Origin of the sequence: Herbihabitans rhizosphaerae, from assembly GCF_004216555.1 — a bacterium.
Classification (GTDB): domain Bacteria; phylum Actinomycetota; class Actinomycetes; order Mycobacteriales; family Pseudonocardiaceae; genus Herbihabitans; species Herbihabitans rhizosphaerae.
This window is the reverse complement of sequence record NZ_SGWQ01000003.1, coordinates 525286-542976: the sequence shown is the minus strand read 5'-3', so window position 1 is coordinate 542976 and position 17691 is coordinate 525286. Positions and strand designations below refer to the sequence as shown.

Genomic DNA, 17691 nt, shown 5'->3' with positions numbered 1-17691 from the left:
CACCCGCTGGCGACGCCCGAAGGCTGGCTGGAGGCCAAGGACGTCGAGGGCACGTTCATCGAGTGGACGCACGCGCGTCAGCTCTCCCGTGACCGGTGGCGTCCGACGCTCGGCTACGACTTCGGCTATGTGGTCGGGTCGGTATGCGCGGACGGCACGACCGCCGAACGGTACGTGTCGCTCGTGGTGAACGATCGCGACTACGCCAAGAAGTTCGCTGTTTCGTTGCGGCGGGCATTTGGAATAGAAGCACGAATCGAGCCGGTCGAGCGGCCGTCGGGGCATTTCCGTGTTCGGGTCACCTCGTCGTACTTCGCCGACTTGATGAGGCAGTACGCGAGTGGGAATTTCCCAGCGGTGGTGCTCAACGATCGCTCGACCTTCAACGGTTTTCTCGACGGGTGCACGGACGGAGACGGTGCACCGCCTCTGGACGACTTGGCCCCCCTCATCGGGGCACGCTTCACGCCGAAGGCCGGCGGTCCTGCGTCCCACCTGTACGTCGCCGACAGCTGGTTCCGCAAGCACGGGTTCCCGCAGCAGACGGTGCGGCACGAGCTGATCGAGTCGGAGTGGGTGCGCGTCGAATCGGTACGTCGAATCGAGGCGACCGGAACAAAGCCGTACACTGTTTACAGCTTCAAATGTGATCCTCACCCGACATTCTTGATTGCCGGTCACCTAAGTCATAACTGCGAACACCACCTCGTGCCATTCCACGGGGTGGCGCACGTGGGGTACATCCCGAGTGAGGAAGGCAAGGTCACCGGGCTGTCAAAATTGGCAAGGCTTGTCGATTTGTACGCGAAGCGGCCGCAGGTGCAGGAGCGGCTGACCTCGCAGATCGCCGACGCGCTGGTGCGCAAGCTGAACCCGCGCGGGGTGATCGTGGTGATCGAGGCGGAACACCTGTGCATGGCCATGCGCGGTATTCGCAAGCCTGGCGCGCGCACCACGACCTCTGCCGTGCGCGGCCTGCACAAGACCTCCGTGTCCTCCAGGGCGGAGGCGCTGGACCTGATCAACGGACGCACGCGCTGATGCACCGACTGCTGCCCGATCCTGGACGCTGTGCCGTGGTGGGCGTTCTGAACGTCACGCCGGACTCGTTCTTCGACGGCGGCCGCTACCTCGACGTGGACGACGCGCTGGAGCACGGCGAGGCGATGTGGCGGGCCGGCGCCGATCTGATCGACGTGGGCGGCGAGTCCACCAGACCGGGCGCGGCACGTGTGGACGCCGACACCGAGATCAGCCGCATCCTGCCGGTGATCAAGGAGCTGGCCGGCGCCGGCGTCGGGGTCAGCGTGGACACCACCCGCGCGGCCGTGGCCGAGGCGGCGCTCGCCGCTGGCGCGATCATCGTGAACGACGTGTCCGGCGGCCTGGCCGATCCGGACATGGCGCGCACGGTCGCCGACGCCGGGGTGCCGTTCATCCTGATGCACTGGCGCGGGCACAGCGCGAACATGGACACGCTGGCCGAGTACCGCGACGTGGTGGCCGACGTCCGCGACGAACTGGCCCAGCGAGTGGACGCGGCGCTCGCCGCCGGGGTGGCGCGGGACGCGATCGTGATCGACCCCGGCCTCGGATTCGCCAAGCGCGCCGAGCACAACTGGACCCTGCTGCGGCGGCTGGACGTGTTGCGGGACATGGGTTTCCCGGTGTTGATCGGCGCGTCGCGCAAGCGGTTCCTCGGCAGCCTGCTGGCCGCCGAGGACGGCACACCGCGCTCGCCGGACGGTCGGGAGCAGGCCACGGCGGCGATCTCCGCGCTGGTCGCCGCGGCCGGCGCGTGGGGGGTTCGGGTGCACGACGTCGAGTCCAGCCTGGACGCGGTGACCGTGGCGAGCGCACTGTCCGACGAGGAGGCCCCATGACCGATCGGATCACGCTCACCGGCCTGCGCGTGCACGGCCACCACGGCGTGCTGGACCGGGAAAAGGCCGACGGGCAACACTTCCTCGTCGACATCACCGTCTGGGTGGATCTCAATACCGCGGCGGCCAGCGACGAGCTGTCCGACACGATCGACTACGGCGTGCTGGCCGAGCGTGCGGCGGCGATCGTCGGCGGCCCGCCGCGCGACCTGATCGAGACGGTGTCGGCCGAGATCGCCGACGAGGTGATGGCCGACGAACGGGTGCACGCCGTCGAGGTGACGCTGCACAAGCCGAGCGCACCGATCCCCCTGACCTTCGCCGACGTCGCGGTCACAGCCAGGCGCTCCCGCAGAGGTGGTCGAAAGTCCATAGTGGACGGTGGAGGGTCATGATTCGTGCCGTCCTCTCTCTTGGTTCCAATGTGGGCGACCGTTTCGCCTATCTGCAGAAGGCGATCGACGGATTCGGTGAGATGGTCGCCGAGGTGTCACCGGTTTACGAGACCGAGCCGTGGGGGGTTTTCGGCCAGGAGGACTTTCTCAACGCCGTATTCGTGGTGCGATCGGACGACGTGGATCCGCACGGATTGCTGACGATCGCCCAGGATTTGGAACGCGAGGTCGAGCGAATTCGAGGCGTCAAATGGGGGCCGAGAAAGCTCGACGTCGACATCGTGCACGTCGACGGCGTGGTGAGCGACGACCCCGACCTGACGCTGCCCCATCCGGGAGCGCATCGGCGGTCGACCGTGCTGGTTCCCTGGTACGACATCGAGCCGGATGCGGAGATCCCCGGGCACGGCCGTATAGCGGATCTGGTCGCCGGCATGGATACCTCCGATGTGGTGCCACGGCCCGATCTCGTGCTCCATACTGGGTGCGGTCGGCCGATCACCTGAGGTCGCCGGCGAGCTGGTGGGAGGCGGCATGCCGGGCGTGTTCGTGGATCGCGAGCACGAATCGGCCCGCATGATCGAGTTCGTCCAGCAGCTCTCGCACGGTGGACCCCGCGTGCTCGCCGTTCACGGCGACCCCGGGATCGGCAAGTCGGCCTTGCTCGGCGCCTTCGAGCAATGGGTTCGCAGCAACGCGGCGCCGCGAGTCCGGCGGGTGGCCGCCGTCCGGTGCCATGGCCAGATCGGCACCGAGAACGCCTACGGCCCCATGATCGACATCGTGAAGGCGTTGCGCGCACGCCTGTCCCGTGGCCGTGTGGCCAAGCTGGGCACTCGTGCGGCCGTCGACTCGGGGGCCGAGATTCTGGCCAACCTCGTACCGGCGGCGGGGCCCGCGCTGCGCGCTGGGGTAGGAGCTGTGGGCAAGGGCGCGGCGGCGAGTGCGTTGCCGGAGGTTCCCGTCCCGAGGCTCGTGGCGGACGCGATTCTCGGTGAGGTGCGCCAGGGGCGGCCGGTGGTTCTGATCATCGACGACGCCCATCTGATCGACACCAGTTCATGCCTCGTGCTCGATCGCCTGTTGGCGTCGCAGGACAGCCCCCTCGGCATCGTCCTCGGGATGAGGAACGGCGAGCTGACGGACCAGAACCCACTCCGGGAGATCATCGACAGGTCGACGATTCAGGAAACCTGTTCTGTCATCGACCTTTCCGGGTTCGCGCCGGCCGCGGTCGATTCCTTCGTGCGCGCACGGTACGGAACCGGTCTCACAGCGGACCAGATCGCCACGATTCACGAACGCACGGGCGGGCACCCGATTTTCGTCTCGCAGTACTTGTCGATGATTCGCGAAAGCGAGAACGGACCGACTTGGCCGGCACCGTCGTCGGCCGCGGCGGTGATACGGCAACGCCTTCGTGGACTGGATCCGACGGATCTCGAACTGCTTTCGCTCGCCGCGGTCCACGGCGAGCGATTCATCAGCTCAGTGGTGGAGCGCCTGTCGGGGCGTGACCGGTCCGACGTGCTCGACCGCTTGTATCAGGTCAGCACCACCAGCGGCCTGATCCGGCTGCGTGAACCGGACGAGTGGACGCGACGCGCGGGTGCGGACCACTACGAGTTCGAGCACGCGTTCGTGCGGGAGGCCCTCTACACGAGGCAGAGTCCACAGTCGCGGCGCGAGCGGCATGCGGCCGTCGCCGGGCATCTCGACGAGATGATGCGCGACTGGTCGACGAAGCCGCAGGAGTATCTGCTCGAAGTGATCAAGCAGCACCATCTTGGCGGGCAGTCGCTGCCGGCGGCGTCGAAGGCCTTGGAGATGGCACGGTCGTTGATCGCGACCGGAGGTTCGCTCGACGAGGCCGAGCGGCTGTGTCGCCAGGCGCTCGACGACGTCCGCCAGGCCGAGTCGGGTGCGACTGTCGACCGGCTGCGAGTGGAGATCATCGAGCTGCTCCTGCTCGCCACCGAGAGCAGATGGAGCGTGAACGCTGATTTCCTGGCGAGCACACCGCTGGAGGAGCTGAGCGACGAAGCGGTGGCGGCCGCCGAGCGATGTGACGAGCTGAACCTTCGAGTCCGTGCGGCGGCTCTGCGCGGCCGTGTTCTGCACAAGGTCCGCGGCGTCGATCACAGCTTGCGAGCGCTCGCCGAAGCGGTGCGGCTCGCGAAGCAGAGCGAGGATCTCGCGTTGTTGTTCCTGACCAGCTCGGCGTATGGCAGGGAGCTGACCAAACGGGATCTGCACGCTGGTTTGGCGGCGTTGCTCGATGCCGAGCGACTGGCAGAGGAGCACGACGAGGTCGGCCGGAGCACGGATCCGGCGCTGGCGCACGCTGTCGCCCGGACCGCCATGCAGGTCGGCGTGAGCATGTTCGACGCCGGTGATCTCGGAGCGGCCGATGAGCGCCTTCTTCGTTGCGTGGCAAGGCTTCGCGCCGACGGCGATGCCGGCACCATGCCGACGGCCCTGAACTATCTCGCCCAGGTGCAGATGGCGCTCGGACAGTGGGAACAGGCCTTGCTCACATTGCGGGACGCCGTCGCGCGCGAGGACGCGGAACCGAGCGCGTGGCACGGATACAACGTCGCACTGCTCGGGAAGCTTCATCTGGAATGCGGCGAATCGGCCGAGGCCGGAAGGGCGTTCGAGGCGGCCTGGCAGGAGACCAGCCGCACCTGGTTGGTCAACATCGCGACGCTGGTGTGCAATCTGTACGCGGAGTTCGAAATACATCGCGTCGAACGGGGTGAGGTCGACGGCCAATGGGTCCGCGACTTGCTCCTGTCGAACATCGAGCGCGCCGAGACCGCGGGCTTGTGGCGCAGCGTCGTCGTCGGCCTGTCATTGCTCGGCAGGTTGTCGCTGGCGCGCGGAGAACTGGACGAGGCGCTGGACGCCTCCGAACGCGCCGAGCGGATTCTCCACACTCGCGGTCCGTTGCCGGCGGTCCGTGACGAGGAAGTCCTGTACTGGCGGGCGGTCGTGCTCGACAAGGCCGGCAAGCACACGGAGGCGGCCGCGGCGCTGGCGGCCGCGCGGGCCAAAGTGGAGCGCCAGGCGGCGACCTTGACCGGTCGGCAACGGATCGGCTTCCTCACCCGCGTGCCGCTGAACGCCAAGCTGATGGCGGATTAGATAGCGTGGCGAGGTGAAATTCACCAGCGCACGCGACCTGGCGGTGGCCGGGGTGATCGCGGGGGTACTGGTGTACCTGCTGGTCAGTCAGCTCTACGGCGATCTGCCGAGGCTGCCCACGTTCGCCGGTGTCACGCTGCTCGTGCTGGCGGTGATCGAACTGGTGCTCGCGCTGACCCTGCGCACGCGGATCCGGCGCGACATCCGCCAGGTGGACGGCATCACGGTGGCGCGCGTGGTCGCGCTGGCCAAGGCGTCCTCGCTGCTCGGAGCGATCATGCTGGGCGCGTGGCTGGCGGTGCTGGTGTACGTGGTTCCCGAGCGTGACGAGCTGCCGGCCGCACAGCACGACACGACGAGCAGCGTGATCGGCGCGGTGTGCGCCGGCGCCCTGATCGCCGCCGCGCTGTGGCTCGAGCACTGTTGTCGCACTCCGGACGAACCGGACGAGTCGCGCGAACATCGTGCGGGGTCAGGCTGACCGCGGGACGTGAAATCCATGTCGCGGATGAGCACGGGACGGTCTCGGTCTGATTACTAGACGGTACGGTGTGCGCATGACCGGCCGCGCCGACTCGCCTGACGAGACGCACGAGCGCGCGCCCGGCGGCGGTCTGCTGATCGTCGGCGGGCTCGTTCTCGCGGGCGCGGCGACGGCGGCCGTCGTCCTCACCACCGACGTGCGCTGGCTGCGGCTCGGCATCATCGCCGCGCTGTGGGCCGCGCTGATCGGCGCGTTCGTCGCCGCGAGATACCGCAAACAGGTCGCCGAGCGCCGCGAGGACGCCGCCGAGGCGCAGCGGGTCTACGAGCTGGAGCTGGAGCGCGAGGTCGCCGCCCGCCGCGAGCACGAGATGCAGGTGGAGGTGGACGCCCGGCACAAGGCCGAGGAGGACGCCCGCGACGACATCACCGCCCTGCGCTCCGAGCTGCGCACGCTGCGGCAGACGCTGGAGACGCTGATCGGCGGCGAGGTGCTGGTCGAGCGGTACCAGCTGCACGCCGAGTCGACCAGGATGCGCGCGCTGCAGGAGGACCCGCACACGGCGATGCGGCAGAACGTGCGAAAGCGGCTGACCGCCGCGCCGGAGCACGAGGTCGTGGCCGACGTCGTGCCGGAGGAGATCGCCGAGACGCGCACCGAGATCATCCGCCCGGCCGCCCGCCCGGCCCGCCCGGAGCGGCGTCCCGAGCCACCCAAGGCCGAGCCGCGCCGGGAACCCGAGCCGCGCCGCGAGCCGGAGCCCCGCCGCGAGCCGATCCAGGCCGAGCGCCGACCCGAACCGCGGCGCGAACCGGAACCCCGTCGTGAACCGGTCCAGGCCGAGCGCCGCCCCGAGCCACGCCAGCCCGAACGCCAGCCCGAGCCTCGTAGGCAGGAGCCGCGCCGTGCCGAGCCCAGGCGCCCGCAGCGCCCGCCGGAGCCGGTGCCCAGCCGGGGCGAGGAGTCGGAGCGCTGGTTCGACACCAACCCGGCCGAGCGGTCCACCCCGGCTATGCGTCCCCCGGCCCGGCCCGCCGCCCCGCAGCGCCAGGCCCCGGCCGACCGGCAGCAGCCGAGGCCGGCCGAGCCCGCGTACGGCGGCCTGGACATGGACTGGACGCCGTCGTGGGAGGAGACCCAGCAGGGCCACCGCAACGGCCGCCCGCCCGAGCGTCAACGGGACACCAGGCACGAGATGCGACCGGCCGCGGCGAGCGAGTCCAGCCGGTTCGCGCCCGCCCGCGAGCCTGTACGGGAGCCCGTACGTGAGCCGGAGCGGACCCAGCAGCGCCCGCCGGTGCGGCCGAGCGCGGCGACCGAGTCGAGCCGGTTCGCCGCGCCGGAGCCGCGCTCCAACGGCGCCGAGTCCGGCAGGTTCGCGCCGCCGCCGCCCCCACCTCCGCCTCCGACGCGTGAGCGCCCGCGCGAGGACGCGCCGTCCGGCCGGTTCCCCGCGCCGCAGGAATCCCGGCACGCCACCGAGTCGGCCCGGTTCGCGCCGGTCGAGCGGCAGCAGCCGCCCCCCGTCGAGGAGAGTGGCGGCCGGCGCCGGCGTGCCGAGGGCGCGCCGACCTGGCAGGAGGTCGCCGCCTGGAAGCAGGAGGCCGAGGAGCCGAGGGACGAGCCGGCCGGCGCGCACGGCGACCCCGGCGGCTCGCACACGGCCGGCCGATCGGTCAACGATCTCCTGGCCGCGCACGGGCTCGATCCCAACGTGCGCCGTCACCGCCGGCGCGCCGATTAGCCCACTGTCCATAAAGGACAGTTGACCACTGGTGCGGTTACCACGGGTGACTCCGTAGAGTGCCTGAACGTGACCTCCCCGCGTCCATCCCTGCACGGGCACACCCCGCGCCGGCTGACCGTGCTCCTGCCGGTCGCCGCCGCGGTGCTGCTCGCCGGCTGTGGGCTGGTGCTGCTCGCGGTGAGCACCGCGGAGGTGGGCCTGGTCGCCGAGTTGGTCGGCGTGGCCGGCGCGCTGCTGCCGGTCGGCCCGGTGGTGGCCGCGTTCCTCTGGGTGGACCGCTGGGAGCCCGAGCCGGCGAAACTCCTGCTGCTGGCGTTCGCCTGGGGCGCCTGTGTCGCCACGGTGACCGCGCTGCTGATCAACAACACCGCCGAGGCGGTCGGGGATCTGTTGCTGGGTAAGGGAAACGGCGACAAGTTGTCCGCCGTCCTGTCCGCACCGCTGTTCGAGGAGGCGGCCAAGGGCGCGTTCGTGGTCGGCATCCTGATCTGGCTGCGCCACGAGTTCGACGGCGTGATCGACGGGATCGTCTACGCCGGGCTGTGCGCCGCCGGGTTCGCGTTCACCGAGAACATCTACTACTTCGGGCGGGCGTTCGCCGAGCACGGTTTTGGTGACTCGACCAACCCGGGCGTGCTGATGGCGTTCGTGCTGCGCGGGGTGCTCGCGCCGTTCACCCACCCGCTGTTCACCGCGATGATCGGGATCGGCATGGGCGTCGCGGTCGGCACGCGCGACAAGCGGGTGCGGGTGCTCGCGCCGCTGGCCGGCTATCTCGCCGCCGTCGTGCTGCACGCGCTGTGGAACGCCGCCGCCACACTCGGCACCGCGAACACGTTCCTGAACGTGTACTTCCTGGTGATGGTGCCGATCTTCGTCGCGGTGGTGATGCTGGTGAACTGGCACCGCAAGCGCGAGCAGCGGATCGTCGCGGAGGCGTTGCCGCGCATGGTGGACGAGGAACTGGTGGTGCCGAGCGAGGTGGACCTGCTGGCCAGTCTCAAGGGCCGCCGGCAGTGGCGGTCGGCGGTGCGCAAGGAGTCCGGCTCGGCGGCGGCCCGTGCGGTGCACGGCTACCAGTCGGCGGTCACCGAGTTGGCGTTTCTGCGGCACAAGATCGCGCGCGGCACCACGGGCGAGGAGGCCGCGGTGCACCAGCGCAAACTGGTCGCGGTCGTGGTGGCGCACCGCGCGCGGGCGGTGCGCGCGGCCGCACGCGCGGCCGAGAAGGACCAAGGCGCACCAGCGACCCCTTGATCACTCGGGGTCATCACGAGTGGGTGAAACTGGTCACCCGCGTAATGTTTCGTCATCTTCACGGCGTTACGCTCGCGGCCGTCGTCTGGTACCCGCGAAAGATGTGGCGGGACTGGAACGAGTGTGAGGGAGCCACGCGATGACCGCGGGGAGTACTCGATGAGCCGGCCGGCCCGGCTCGCCGTCGGCGTTGTGTCCGCCGGCCGGGTGGGTGCCGTGCTCGGCGCCGCGCTCGCCCGCGCGGGTCACACGATCACCGCCGCGTCCGGCGTGTCGAAGGCGTCTCTGCGCCGCGCCGAGGAATTGCTGCCCGGCGTCCCACTACTGCCGCCCGACGAGGTCGTGGCGCGCGCCGATCTCGTGCTGCTGGCCATCCCGGACGACGCGATCGAGGGCACCGTGCGCGGGCTCGCCGCCTCCGGCGCGCTGCACGCCGGGCAGATCCTGGTGCACACCTCGGGGGCGCACGGAGTCGACGTGCTCGCCGCCGCCGAGCGGCACGGCGTGCTGCCGCTCGCGCTGCACCCGGTGATGACGTTCACCGGTCGCGCCGAGGACCTGCAGCGGATCGCCGCGTGCTGTGTCGGCGTCACCGCGACCGAGGACGACGAGGCCGCGTGGAATGTGGGCGAGGCGCTCGTGGTGGAGATGGGCGCCGAGCCGGTGCGGGTGCCGACCGCCGCCCGGCAGCTCTACCACACCGCGCTGGCGCACGGCGCCAATCACCTGATCACCCTGGTCGCGGACAGCGCCGACCTGCTGCGCTCCGCCGGGGTGGAACACCCCGACCGGCTGCTCGGCCCGCTGCTGTCCGCCGCGCTGGACAACGGCCTGCGCTACGGCGACAAGGCGCTCACCGGGCCGGTTGCCCGCGGCGACGCGCACACCGTTCAGTCCCATGTGGACACTCTGGCCAAGCACGCGCCGGAGAAGCTGCCCGCCTATCGCGCGCTGGCCAACCGCACCGCCCGGCGCGCGGCCGGCACCGGGCTACTGCGCGCCGACCTCGCGCCGGACGTGTTCGCCGCACTGGACGAGGAGGACGCGTGACAGCCGAGATCAAACTCGGCGAGCTGACTGTCTACAGTGGACCGTCCGAGTTCGCCAGGGTCACCCGCGCGCTGCGCGGCACCGGCCGCCAGATCGCGTTCGTGCCGACCATGGGCGCGCTGCACGAGGGCCATCGCGAGCTGCTGCGCCGCGCGCGTCGCATCCCGAACGCCGTACTGGTCGCGTCGATCTTCGTGAACCCGTTGCAGTTCAACGATTCCCGCGATCTGGAGCGCTACCCGCGTCCACTGGAGACGGACCTGGACGTGTGTCGCGCCGAGCGGGTGGATCTCGCCTTCACGCCGTCCACCGAGGACGTCTACCCGCCGGGCGCGGACACCACCGTCCAGCCAGGACGACTGGGCGAGCTGCTGGAGGGCGCACACCGGCCGGGCCACTTCGCCGGCGTGCTGACCGTCGTGGCCAAGCTGTTCAACATCGTGCGCCCGGATTTCGCGCTGTTCGGCGAGAAGGACTACCAGCAGCTCACGCTGATCAAGCGGATGGTCGCCGACCTGAACATGGACACCGCGGTGATCGGCGTGCCGACCGTGCGCGAGCCGGACGGACTCGCCCTCTCCTCGCGCAACGCCCTGCTGTCCACAGAGGACCGCGAGCTGGCCGTTACGCTGTCCGCCGCGCTCACCGCCGGCGCGTACGCCGGGCCGCACGGCCCCGACGTCGTGCGCGCCGCCGCGCGGGCCGTGGCCGACGCCGAGCCGAAGATCGACTGGGAGTACCTGGAGCTGACCGATCCCGACCTGGGGCCCGCCCCCGACAGCGGCCCGGCGCGGCTGCTCGTCGCGGCCAAGGTCGGCCAGACGCGCTTGATCGACAACGTTCCCGTGCAGCTCGGCACGGGATGAGGGGAGCTCGACCAATGTTGCGAACCATGTTCAAGTCGAAGGTGCACAGAGCCACCGTCACGCAGGCGGACCTGCACTATGTCGGCTCGCTGACGCTGGACGCGGACCTGATGGACGCGGCCGACTTCCTGCCCGGCGAACAGGTCGCGGTCGTGGACGTGACCAACGGCGCGCGGCTGGAGACCTACCTCATCGAGGGTGAGCGGGGCAGCGGCGTGCTCGGCATCAACGGCGCGGCGGCACACCTGATCAACCCCGGTGACCTGGTGATCCTGATCTCCTACGCGCAGATGGACGAGGCCGAGGCGGCCGCGTACCAGCCGAAGGTGGTCTTCGTCGACGAGCACAACAAGATCGTCGAGACCGGCGCCGACCCCGGCCACGCGCCGGAGGGCTCCGGCCTGCGCAGCGGATCGATCATCGAGGCCACCGTGGAAGACGCGGCGGCGGAGACCTCGGACGCGGCCAAGCTGGACGCGCTGATCAGCGCAGAAGCGTCCAGGGCCTGAGGCACCGCGTGCTGCTGACGATCGACATCGGCAACACCAACATCGCGCTCGGGCTGTTCTCGGGTGCGGACCTGGTGCGCGACTGGCGGATGCGCACCGACGCCCGGATCACCGCCGACGAGCTGGCGCTGACCATGCGCGGGCTGCTCGGTGAGCACGCCGACCAGATCACCGGAATCGGCGCGCTGTCAACGGTTCCCGCCGTCATGCGGGAGCTGCGGGTGATGCTCGGGCGGTACTACTCCACGGTGCCGAGGGTGATCGTGGAGCCGGGCGTGCGCACCGGCGTTCCGCTGCTCGTGGACAACCCGAAGGAGGTCGGCGCGGACCGTGTGATCAACACGCTGGCCGCGCACCACCTGCACGAGACCGCGTGCGTGGTGGTCGACTTCGGCACGTCCACCAACGTCGACGTGATCTCCGCGAAGGGCGAGTTCCTCGGCGGGGTGTTCGCGCCGGGCATCGAGATCTCCGTGGACGCGCTGGCCAACCGGGCGGCCGCGCTGCGCAAGGTGGAGCTGGTCCGGCCGAGGTCGGTGATCGGCAAGAACACCGTGGAGTGCCTGCAGTCCGGGATCGTCTACGGATTCGCGGCACAGGTGGACGGCCTGGTCCGGCGAATCGTCGCGGAGTTGGCCCGCGCGGGCCACCCGGCGCCGGTGACGGTGATCGCCACCGGCGGCCTGGCCCCGCTCGTGGTCCGCGAGTCGGAGACGATCGTGGACCACCGCCCCGACCTCACGCTGCTCGGCCTGCGCCTGGTGTTCGAGCGCAACACCAACTGACACGCCTGTCCGAAACTTAACGACCGCTCCATTCACGTTCTGCGTACTTTAGCCCGCTAAAGTCCGGCCGCCACGGAGAAGGTGCAGGTCAGCGCGTTGCTGAAACGCGAGGGGTGGTCGTGATCAGGCGATCTTCACGCCAACATCACCGTCCGCGAGAGCCCGGCCGACTCGTAACCGGTGACGAGACCTCGTCGGGGTGCAGCGCGTCGAGGATCAGGGAGAGGCCGAACTCGAACTCGTCGGCGTACTCATAGCCAGGCTTCAAGGCGTGCTTTGTGATCAGTTCAGTGAGGTGCGGGTAGGCGTCGGCCGGCAGGTCGCTCAGAATGTCGCCGGCGATCTCGTCGAGTTCGGCCGCGCTGGTGAACGGCAGGCTCAGCTCCTGCATGACGAACCCGTAGAGATAACTGTCGATCACCGAGAACGCGTGCGCGGCCATCGCGACCGAGAAGCCGCCCGTTCGCAGCGCGCCGAGGACGGCGTCGTGGTGGCGCAGGATCGCCGGGCCGGGCTGGCTGCGCGAGTCCATCAGGCCGACGGCCCAGGGGTGACGCCGAAGCGCCGCGCGTGACGACGCGGCACGGTCGCGCATGGCGATCTTCCAGTCCGCGGTCGACACCGGAAGCTCGATCTCGCCGAACACCGCGTCGACCATTCCGTCGAGGAGGTCCTCCCGGCCGGCCACGTGGTTGTACAGCGACATCGCCTCCACGCCCAGCCGAGTGGCGAGCGCCCGCATGGTGACCCCGGCCGCGCCCTTCTCGTCGGCCAGCGCCATCGCGGCGGCGATCACCCGCTCCCTGGACAGCGGCGGCCGCTTCGTCTGCATCAGTGGTTCCTCCTTGACGGACTTACACCGTAAGTCTAGCCTGACTTACACCGTAAGTTAGGAGCATCGAATGAGCACTGATCGAAGACGGAAGGTCTGCGTCGTCGGCGCCTCGGGCAAGCTCGGGCGGTACATGGTTCGGCACGCGCTGGACCGCGACTACGAAGTCGTCGGCGTGTGCCGTGAGCGCAGCGTCGAGAAGCTCGCCGAGTTCGCGGACCGGATCACGATCGTCCCCGGGCCGACGAACGACCGCGAGGTGATCAGGAAGGCGGTCGCCGGATGCGACGGCGTGCTGACCGTGCTGGTCCCCTGGGGCGTGCGGCAGTACTCGTCGGGCACGGCGCAGGCGGTGCTCGACCACGCCGAGCCCGACGCGCGCCTGATCTTCTCCTGCGGCTGGCACATCACCCGGGACGGCAAGGGCAAGTACTCCTGGCGGTTCAAGGCGGTCGTCCGGGTCGTCGCCTGGCTTGCCCGCCTCGTGCGCGCGGTCGAGCTCGACGACCAGGTGGAGGCGTGCCGGCGGATCTTCGCCAGCGACCGGCGGTGGACCGTCGTCCGTGGCAGCGACCTCGAGGAGGGCGAGAGCCAGGGGCTGCCCGTGTGGAGCCGCCACGTCGGTGACCCGGTCCTCGCGAGCAACCGGACGCGGCGCGTGGACTTCGCGTTGTTCATGGTGGAGGCGCTCACCGACGACACGCTCGTCCGCGAGGCGCCGGCGATCGTCGGGTGCCGCACGCCGAGCGCACTGGCGCACGCCCGCGGCTAGAAGTCTCTGTCGCGCAAGGGAATCAGCCGATCGGGAGGTTCGGTACGCACGGTGGGGCCGGTGCGCTGGGGTCGAGTCCTCTTTTGACCATACCGATTACCCGCGGCGAATAGGGCAGTTCGACGTGCTCGGAAATATCGACCTCGCAGCCGTCCTGCACGGTCACGTTGGTGACCGTCGCGCCGGGGCCGGCCGTGAGGAACGTGCTCTGGTACGGCGTGGTGACCTCGTCGTAGCGGGTCGCGATCACCAGGTAGTTCACGCCCGGCACGGTGTCGCCGCCCGCGTTGAGCGTGCGCAGGAACTCCGAGCCCTCGATCTGCTGCTTGGCCGCGTCGCCGAGCAGCAGGTTGCTGTACTCGGCGAGGCCGAGCACGTTCGCCAGCGTGCCGAGGCCGAGCAGCGTGGTGCCGTGGTGGGTCGCGCCGAGTGTGACCAGGTTGCGCACCTTGCCGGCGCCGCCCTCGGACTTGAGGTACTGGCGCGGCATTAGGCCGCCCTGCGAGTGGCCGACGATGTCGACCTGCGACGCGCCGGTCGCGGCCAGCACCTTGTCCACGAATACGCGCAGTTCCTTGGCGGAGCGGCGGATGTCACCGGTGCCGTTCACCGCCGGGTGCAGGCCCAACAGGTCGAGCCCGTGCCGGCCGTAGTTCAGCGCGAAGACGCAGTGGCCGGCCTTCTTCAGCTCGGGCGACAGCTTCGCGAAGTTGTTGAACCGGTTCTCCCAGGTGCCGTGCACCAGGACGACCGGACGCGAGTGCTCGCCGGAGGGCTGGCAGTTCCAGTCGTTGGCACCGGGCGGATCGGCGTTCCAGTGCGCGAAGGAGTACAGCAGCGCCGACGGGAATTCGTTGAACTCCGGGCCTTCGGCCGCGGCCGCCGGGGCGGTGGTGCTCAGGCCGACCGTCATGGCGATCGCCGAGAAGATTCCGGCTATTCCGGTGAGTGCGCGCCGGCGGTTCATCAGCGTCCTCCGCTCCGCGTTGGGGGTGCGCCGGATCGTATGACCGTCAGGTACACCCGGCGCCGCGGACGAACGCCGATCGGCGAGTGACACACGAAAGCGTGACATTCGTGCCAAGTGAGGGTGTCCAAACACTCACATTCGCACAAAAACTCACGGGCGCAGGTGCGCTCGGACGACGGTGGTGATCAGCGGCAGCTCGAACTCGCCGGTGGCCGTCTCCGGGCGGCTGTCCAGGTAGGAGCGCACCTGGCGGAGGTACTCGATGCGCTCGCTCGGCGTGCGCGTGAGTGCCCGGGAGTGCGTACCGATGGTCGCGGTCATCGTCTCGGCGGTGCGCGGCTGGCTGTGCCGGAATCGGGTCCGGCGGAAATCGGTGAACAGCGGGTGCTCGGGCATCACGTCGTGAGCGAGCCAGTCGCCACCCATTCCGGTATCGGTCAGCTCGTTCATCTCGGCCACCCAGTCGACCTCGAGGTCATGGTGGTTCCACAGGCCGGCCACGATTCCGCCGGGACGCAGCACGCGCGCGATCTCCGGGTACGCCTTGTTCGGGCGGAACCAGTGAAATGCCTGGCCGGCGACCACGACGTCCACCAGACCGTCCGGCAGCGGGATGTTCTCCGCCGTGCCGTCCAGCGCGGTGACCTCGGGGAACCGCTGGGTCAGCTCGGCCAGCATGAGCGGGTCCGGCTCCACCGCGGTCACCCGAAACCCTTGCGCCACAAGGGTTTCGGTCAGCTTGCCGGTACCGGCGGCGAGATCGAGGACGTGCGGAGGCGAGTTGGGTGCGTCCTCGATCACCCAGGACACGGCGTCCACCGGATAGTCGGGGCGATGTTCGGCGTAGGCGGGAGCCGCCTCGCCGAAGGAGTTGGCCCGCCCGGGAAACGATCCGCGGTATCCGCTCACGTCAGCGAACATATCGGCGACCCTGCTGCGGGCGCACCCACGTTTCCATTCGGCGGATACCCGTTCGCGCGGCTCGCGGCGCTCTCCGTACCCTTTGCGCGTGACCGATACGCCAGTTCCCCCACCCTCGCCAGAAGACGATCTGCCCGAGCAGATGCGCGTGCGGCGGGAGAAGCGCGAGCGGCTGCTGGCCGCCGGCACTGATCCTTATCCGGTCGAGGTTTCCCGGACGCACACGCTGGCCGAGATCAGGGCCGCGCATTCGGACCTCGAGGCGGACACGGCGACCGGTGAGATCGTGGGTGTCACCGGAAGAGTGATGTTCGTCCGAAACAGCGGCAAGCTCTGTTTCGCCACGCTCCGCGAGGGCGACGGTACGGAACTGCAGGCGATGCTGTCGCTGAACAAGGTCGGCGAAGAGGCACTTTCGGCGTGGAAGACCGATGTTGACCTCGGCGATCACGTTTTCATCCACGGCGAGGTCATCACCTCGAAACGCGGCGAGCTGTCCGTGCTCGCCGACGAGTGGCGGATGACCGCCAAGTCTTTGCGCCCGTTGCCGGTCGCGCACAAGGAGCTGGCCGAGGAAACCCGTATTCGGCAGCGTTATGTCGATCTGATCGTCCGGCAGCGGGCGCGCGATATCGTGCGCACGCGTGCCGGCGTGGTCCGCGCGCTGCGTGACTCGTTCCACGGCCGAGGATTCATCGAAGTCGAGACGCCGATGCTGCAGACGCTGCACGGCGGAGCCGCCGCGCGGCCGTTCACCACCCGGTCGAACGCCTTCGACATGGATCTCTACCTGCGCATTGCTCCGGAGCTGTACCTCAAGCGGTGCGTGGTGGGTGGTCTGGAGAAGGTTTTCGAGATCAACCGAAACTTCCGCAACGAGGGCAGTGATTCGACACATTCGCCCGAGTTCGCGATGCTCGAGTACTACGAGGCGTATGCGACCTATGACACGAACGCGGCGATGACCCGGGAACTCGTGCAGGAAGCAGCGGACGCCGTTTTCGGTAGTCAGGTGGTCACTCTCACGGACGGGACGGAATACGACCTGTCCGGCGAGTGGACGACGCTGCCCATGTATGAGTCGTTGTCCGACGCGCTCGGCGAAGAAGTGACTCCGGACACAGGTGTCGAGCTTCTTCGCAAGCACGCGCACGCCAACGGGTTGGAGCCGGATCCCAAGCTGGGCCACGGAAAGCTCGTCGAGGAGCTGTGGGAGCACCTTGTCGGTGACCATCTCACCGCGCCGACGTTCGTGCGCGATTTCCCGGTGGAGACCTCGCCGCTCACCCGACAGCACCGCTCCCGGCCCGGTGTCGCGGAAAAATGGGACCTCTACGTCCGAGGATTCGAGCTGGCGACCGGTTACTCGGAACTCGTGGATCCCGTGGTCGAACGGCAGCGGCTCACCGAACAGGCACGGTTGGGCGCGGCCGGCGATGACGAGGCCATGCAGTTGGACGAGGACTTTCTGCGGGCGCTCGAGTACGGAATGCCGCCGTCCGGCGGCGTCGGAATGGGCGTGGACCGGCTCTTGATGGCGCTCACGGGTCTCGGCATACGTGAGACGATCCTCTTCCCACTCGTCCGCCCGGAATGAACACTCTTCTGGGTGTCGCTGTGCGTTGGGGACCCGATTTGCGCTAACCTCCGCTATAGGAGTATTTATATGCATGCGGGCCAGCACGCAACAACCTGAGCATTCACGTCCAAGGAGGGCGCACATGGCTAGCGTTACGACCATCGAGGTCGTCGACGACATCGACGGTTCGAAGGCAGAGGAGACCGTCAAGTTTGGTCTGGACGGCGCGTCCTACGAGATCGACCTGTCCACGAAGAATGCCGACAAGCTCCGCAAGGCTCTTGCCGACTATGTCGCGCACTCCCGCCGGGTCGGTGGCCGTAAGCGCGTGGGTGGCCGTGCGCCGCGCACCGCTTCTGCGGACCGCGAGCAGAACCAGGCAATTCGCGAGTGGGCCCGTAAGCAGGGCTACAAGGTGTCCGACCGCGGTCGCATCCCGCAGGAGATCTCGGACGCCTACCACAAGAAGAACTGAAAACCTTCGAGGTTTGGCT

17 protein-coding genes and 1 pseudogene are annotated in these 17691 nt (G+C 69.2%); 15 read left to right on the top strand and 3 right to left on the bottom strand.

The window, feature by feature from the left end:
• Nucleotides 1–693: 693 nt before the first annotated feature.
• The 12 genes and pseudogenes from folE to EV193_RS12230 form a co-directional block, all read left to right on the top strand.
• A pseudogene (gene folE / locus EV193_RS33740) lies at nucleotides 694–1041 on the top strand (GTP cyclohydrolase I); the annotation flags it as partial.
• The gene (gene folP / locus EV193_RS12280; protein WP_207222597.1) at nucleotides 1041–1883 is read left to right on the top strand and encodes a dihydropteroate synthase; all 843 of its coding nucleotides are present in this window, start codon (nucleotides 1041–1043) and stop codon (nucleotides 1881–1883) included. The pseudogene folE and the gene folP, both read left to right, overlap by 1 nt.
• Entirely contained in the window at nucleotides 1880–2278 is a 399-nt protein-coding gene (folB, locus tag EV193_RS12275; RefSeq protein ID WP_130344160.1) for a dihydroneopterin aldolase, read from the top strand. Before folP ends, folB begins: the two co-directional genes overlap by 4 nt.
• Entirely contained in the window at nucleotides 2275–2784 is a 510-nt protein-coding gene (gene folK / locus EV193_RS12270) for a 2-amino-4-hydroxy-6-hydroxymethyldihydropteridine diphosphokinase (RefSeq protein WP_130344159.1), read from the top strand. The genes folB and folK overlap by 4 nt, the downstream gene beginning before the upstream one ends.
• Nucleotides 2726–5425, top strand: coding sequence for an AAA family ATPase (locus EV193_RS12265; RefSeq protein WP_130344158.1), 2700 nt, complete (start codon nucleotides 2726–2728; stop codon nucleotides 5423–5425). The genes folK and EV193_RS12265 overlap by 59 nt, the downstream gene beginning before the upstream one ends.
• A 13-nt stretch (nucleotides 5426–5438) precedes the next feature.
• Complete coding sequence (locus EV193_RS12260; RefSeq protein WP_130344157.1) at nucleotides 5439–5906, top strand: DUF3180 domain-containing protein; 468 nt, start codon at nucleotides 5439–5441, stop codon at nucleotides 5904–5906.
• Between the two features lie 76 nt (nucleotides 5907–5982).
• The gene (locus EV193_RS12255; RefSeq protein ID WP_130344156.1) at nucleotides 5983–7653 is read left to right on the top strand and encodes a DUF6779 domain-containing protein; all 1671 of its coding nucleotides are present in this window, start codon (nucleotides 5983–5985) and stop codon (nucleotides 7651–7653) included.
• A 63-nt stretch (nucleotides 7654–7716) separates the two neighbouring features.
• Entirely contained in the window at nucleotides 7717–8913 is a 1197-nt protein-coding gene (locus tag EV193_RS12250) for a PrsW family intramembrane metalloprotease (RefSeq protein WP_423202164.1), read from the top strand.
• Nucleotides 8914–9072: 159 nt separating this feature from the next.
• The gene (locus tag EV193_RS12245; RefSeq protein WP_130344155.1) at nucleotides 9073–9963 is read left to right on the top strand and encodes a Rossmann-like and DUF2520 domain-containing protein; all 891 of its coding nucleotides are present in this window, start codon (nucleotides 9073–9075) and stop codon (nucleotides 9961–9963) included.
• Nucleotides 9960–10829, top strand: a complete 870-nt coding sequence (panC, locus tag EV193_RS12240) for a pantoate--beta-alanine ligase (RefSeq protein ID WP_130344154.1) — start codon at nucleotides 9960–9962, stop codon at nucleotides 10827–10829. The genes EV193_RS12245 and panC overlap by 4 nt, the downstream gene beginning before the upstream one ends.
• Nucleotides 10830–10843: 14 nt before the next feature.
• Complete coding sequence (gene panD / locus EV193_RS12235) at nucleotides 10844–11338, top strand: aspartate 1-decarboxylase (RefSeq protein WP_130344153.1); 495 nt, start codon at nucleotides 10844–10846, stop codon at nucleotides 11336–11338.
• 8 nt (nucleotides 11339–11346) lie between these two features.
• Nucleotides 11347–12123 (top strand): type III pantothenate kinase, encoded by a 777-nt coding sequence (locus EV193_RS12230; protein WP_130344152.1) that lies wholly within the window; start codon nucleotides 11347–11349, stop codon nucleotides 12121–12123.
• 145 nt (nucleotides 12124–12268) lie between these two features.
• Here EV193_RS12230 and EV193_RS12225 read toward each other — a convergent pair whose 3' ends face one another.
• A complete protein-coding gene (locus EV193_RS12225) occupies nucleotides 12269–12955 on the bottom strand; it encodes a TetR/AcrR family transcriptional regulator (protein WP_207222596.1) in 687 nt (228 codons plus the stop codon).
• Between the two features lie 70 nt (nucleotides 12956–13025).
• Between EV193_RS12225 and EV193_RS12220 the strand changes: the two genes are divergently transcribed.
• Nucleotides 13026–13727, top strand: coding sequence for an NAD(P)-dependent oxidoreductase (locus EV193_RS12220; protein WP_130344151.1), 702 nt, complete (start codon nucleotides 13026–13028; stop codon nucleotides 13725–13727).
• Nucleotides 13728–13749: 22 nt separating this feature from the next.
• On the opposite strand, the gene EV193_RS12215 is transcribed toward EV193_RS12220, so the two are convergent.
• A complete protein-coding gene (locus tag EV193_RS12215; protein WP_207222595.1) occupies nucleotides 13750–14694 on the bottom strand; it encodes an esterase/lipase family protein in 945 nt (314 codons plus the stop codon).
• A 153-nt stretch (nucleotides 14695–14847) separates the two neighbouring features.
• The gene (locus EV193_RS12210; protein WP_130344150.1) at nucleotides 14848–15618 is read right to left on the bottom strand and encodes a class I SAM-dependent methyltransferase; all 771 of its coding nucleotides are present in this window, start codon (nucleotides 15616–15618) and stop codon (nucleotides 14848–14850) included.
• A gap of 142 nt (nucleotides 15619–15760) precedes the next feature.
• On the opposite strand from EV193_RS12210, the gene lysS reads away from it, so the two are divergent.
• Complete coding sequence (lysS, locus tag EV193_RS12205) at nucleotides 15761–17215, top strand: lysine--tRNA ligase (RefSeq protein ID WP_130344393.1); 1455 nt, start codon at nucleotides 15761–15763, stop codon at nucleotides 17213–17215.
• A gap of 124 nt (nucleotides 17216–17339) precedes the next feature.
• Complete coding sequence (locus EV193_RS12200) at nucleotides 17340–17672, top strand: histone-like nucleoid-structuring protein Lsr2 (RefSeq protein ID WP_130344149.1); 333 nt, start codon at nucleotides 17340–17342, stop codon at nucleotides 17670–17672.
• The last annotated feature ends 19 nt before the right edge of the window (nucleotides 17673–17691 follow it).

Bases quoted from the DNA above. Each gene is read 5' to 3' on its own strand.
- folP (WP_207222597.1), top strand. From the start codon at position 1,041: ATGCACCGACTGCTGCCCGATCCTGGACGCTGTGCCGTGGTGGGCGTT.
- folB (WP_130344160.1), top strand. From the start codon at position 1,880: ATGACCGATCGGATCACGCTCACCGGCCTGCGCGTGCACGGCCACCAC.
- folK (WP_130344159.1), top strand. From the start codon at position 2,275: ATGATTCGTGCCGTCCTCTCTCTTGGTTCCAATGTGGGCGACCGTTTC.
- EV193_RS12265 (WP_130344158.1), top strand. From the start codon at position 2,726: ATGTGGTGCCACGGCCCGATCTCGTGCTCCATACTGGGTGCGGTCGGC.
- EV193_RS12255 (WP_130344156.1), top strand. From the start codon at position 5,983: ATGACCGGCCGCGCCGACTCGCCTGACGAGACGCACGAGCGCGCGCCC.
- EV193_RS12245 (WP_130344155.1), top strand. From the start codon at position 9,073: ATGAGCCGGCCGGCCCGGCTCGCCGTCGGCGTTGTGTCCGCCGGCCGG.
- panD (WP_130344153.1), top strand. From the start codon at position 10,844: ATGTTGCGAACCATGTTCAAGTCGAAGGTGCACAGAGCCACCGTCACG.
- EV193_RS12225 (WP_207222596.1), bottom strand. From the start codon at position 12,955: ATGCAGACGAAGCGGCCGCCGCTGTCCAGGGAGCGGGTGATCGCCGCC.
- EV193_RS12220 (WP_130344151.1), top strand. From the start codon at position 13,026: ATGAGCACTGATCGAAGACGGAAGGTCTGCGTCGTCGGCGCCTCGGGC.
- EV193_RS12215 (WP_207222595.1), bottom strand. From the start codon at position 14,694: ATGAACCGCCGGCGCGCACTCACCGGAATAGCCGGAATCTTCTCGGCG.
- EV193_RS12210 (WP_130344150.1), bottom strand. From the start codon at position 15,618: ATGTTCGCTGACGTGAGCGGATACCGCGGATCGTTTCCCGGGCGGGCC.
- lysS (WP_130344393.1), top strand. From the start codon at position 15,761: ATGCGCGTGCGGCGGGAGAAGCGCGAGCGGCTGCTGGCCGCCGGCACT.
- EV193_RS12200 (WP_130344149.1), top strand. From the start codon at position 17,340: ATGGCTAGCGTTACGACCATCGAGGTCGTCGACGACATCGACGGTTCG.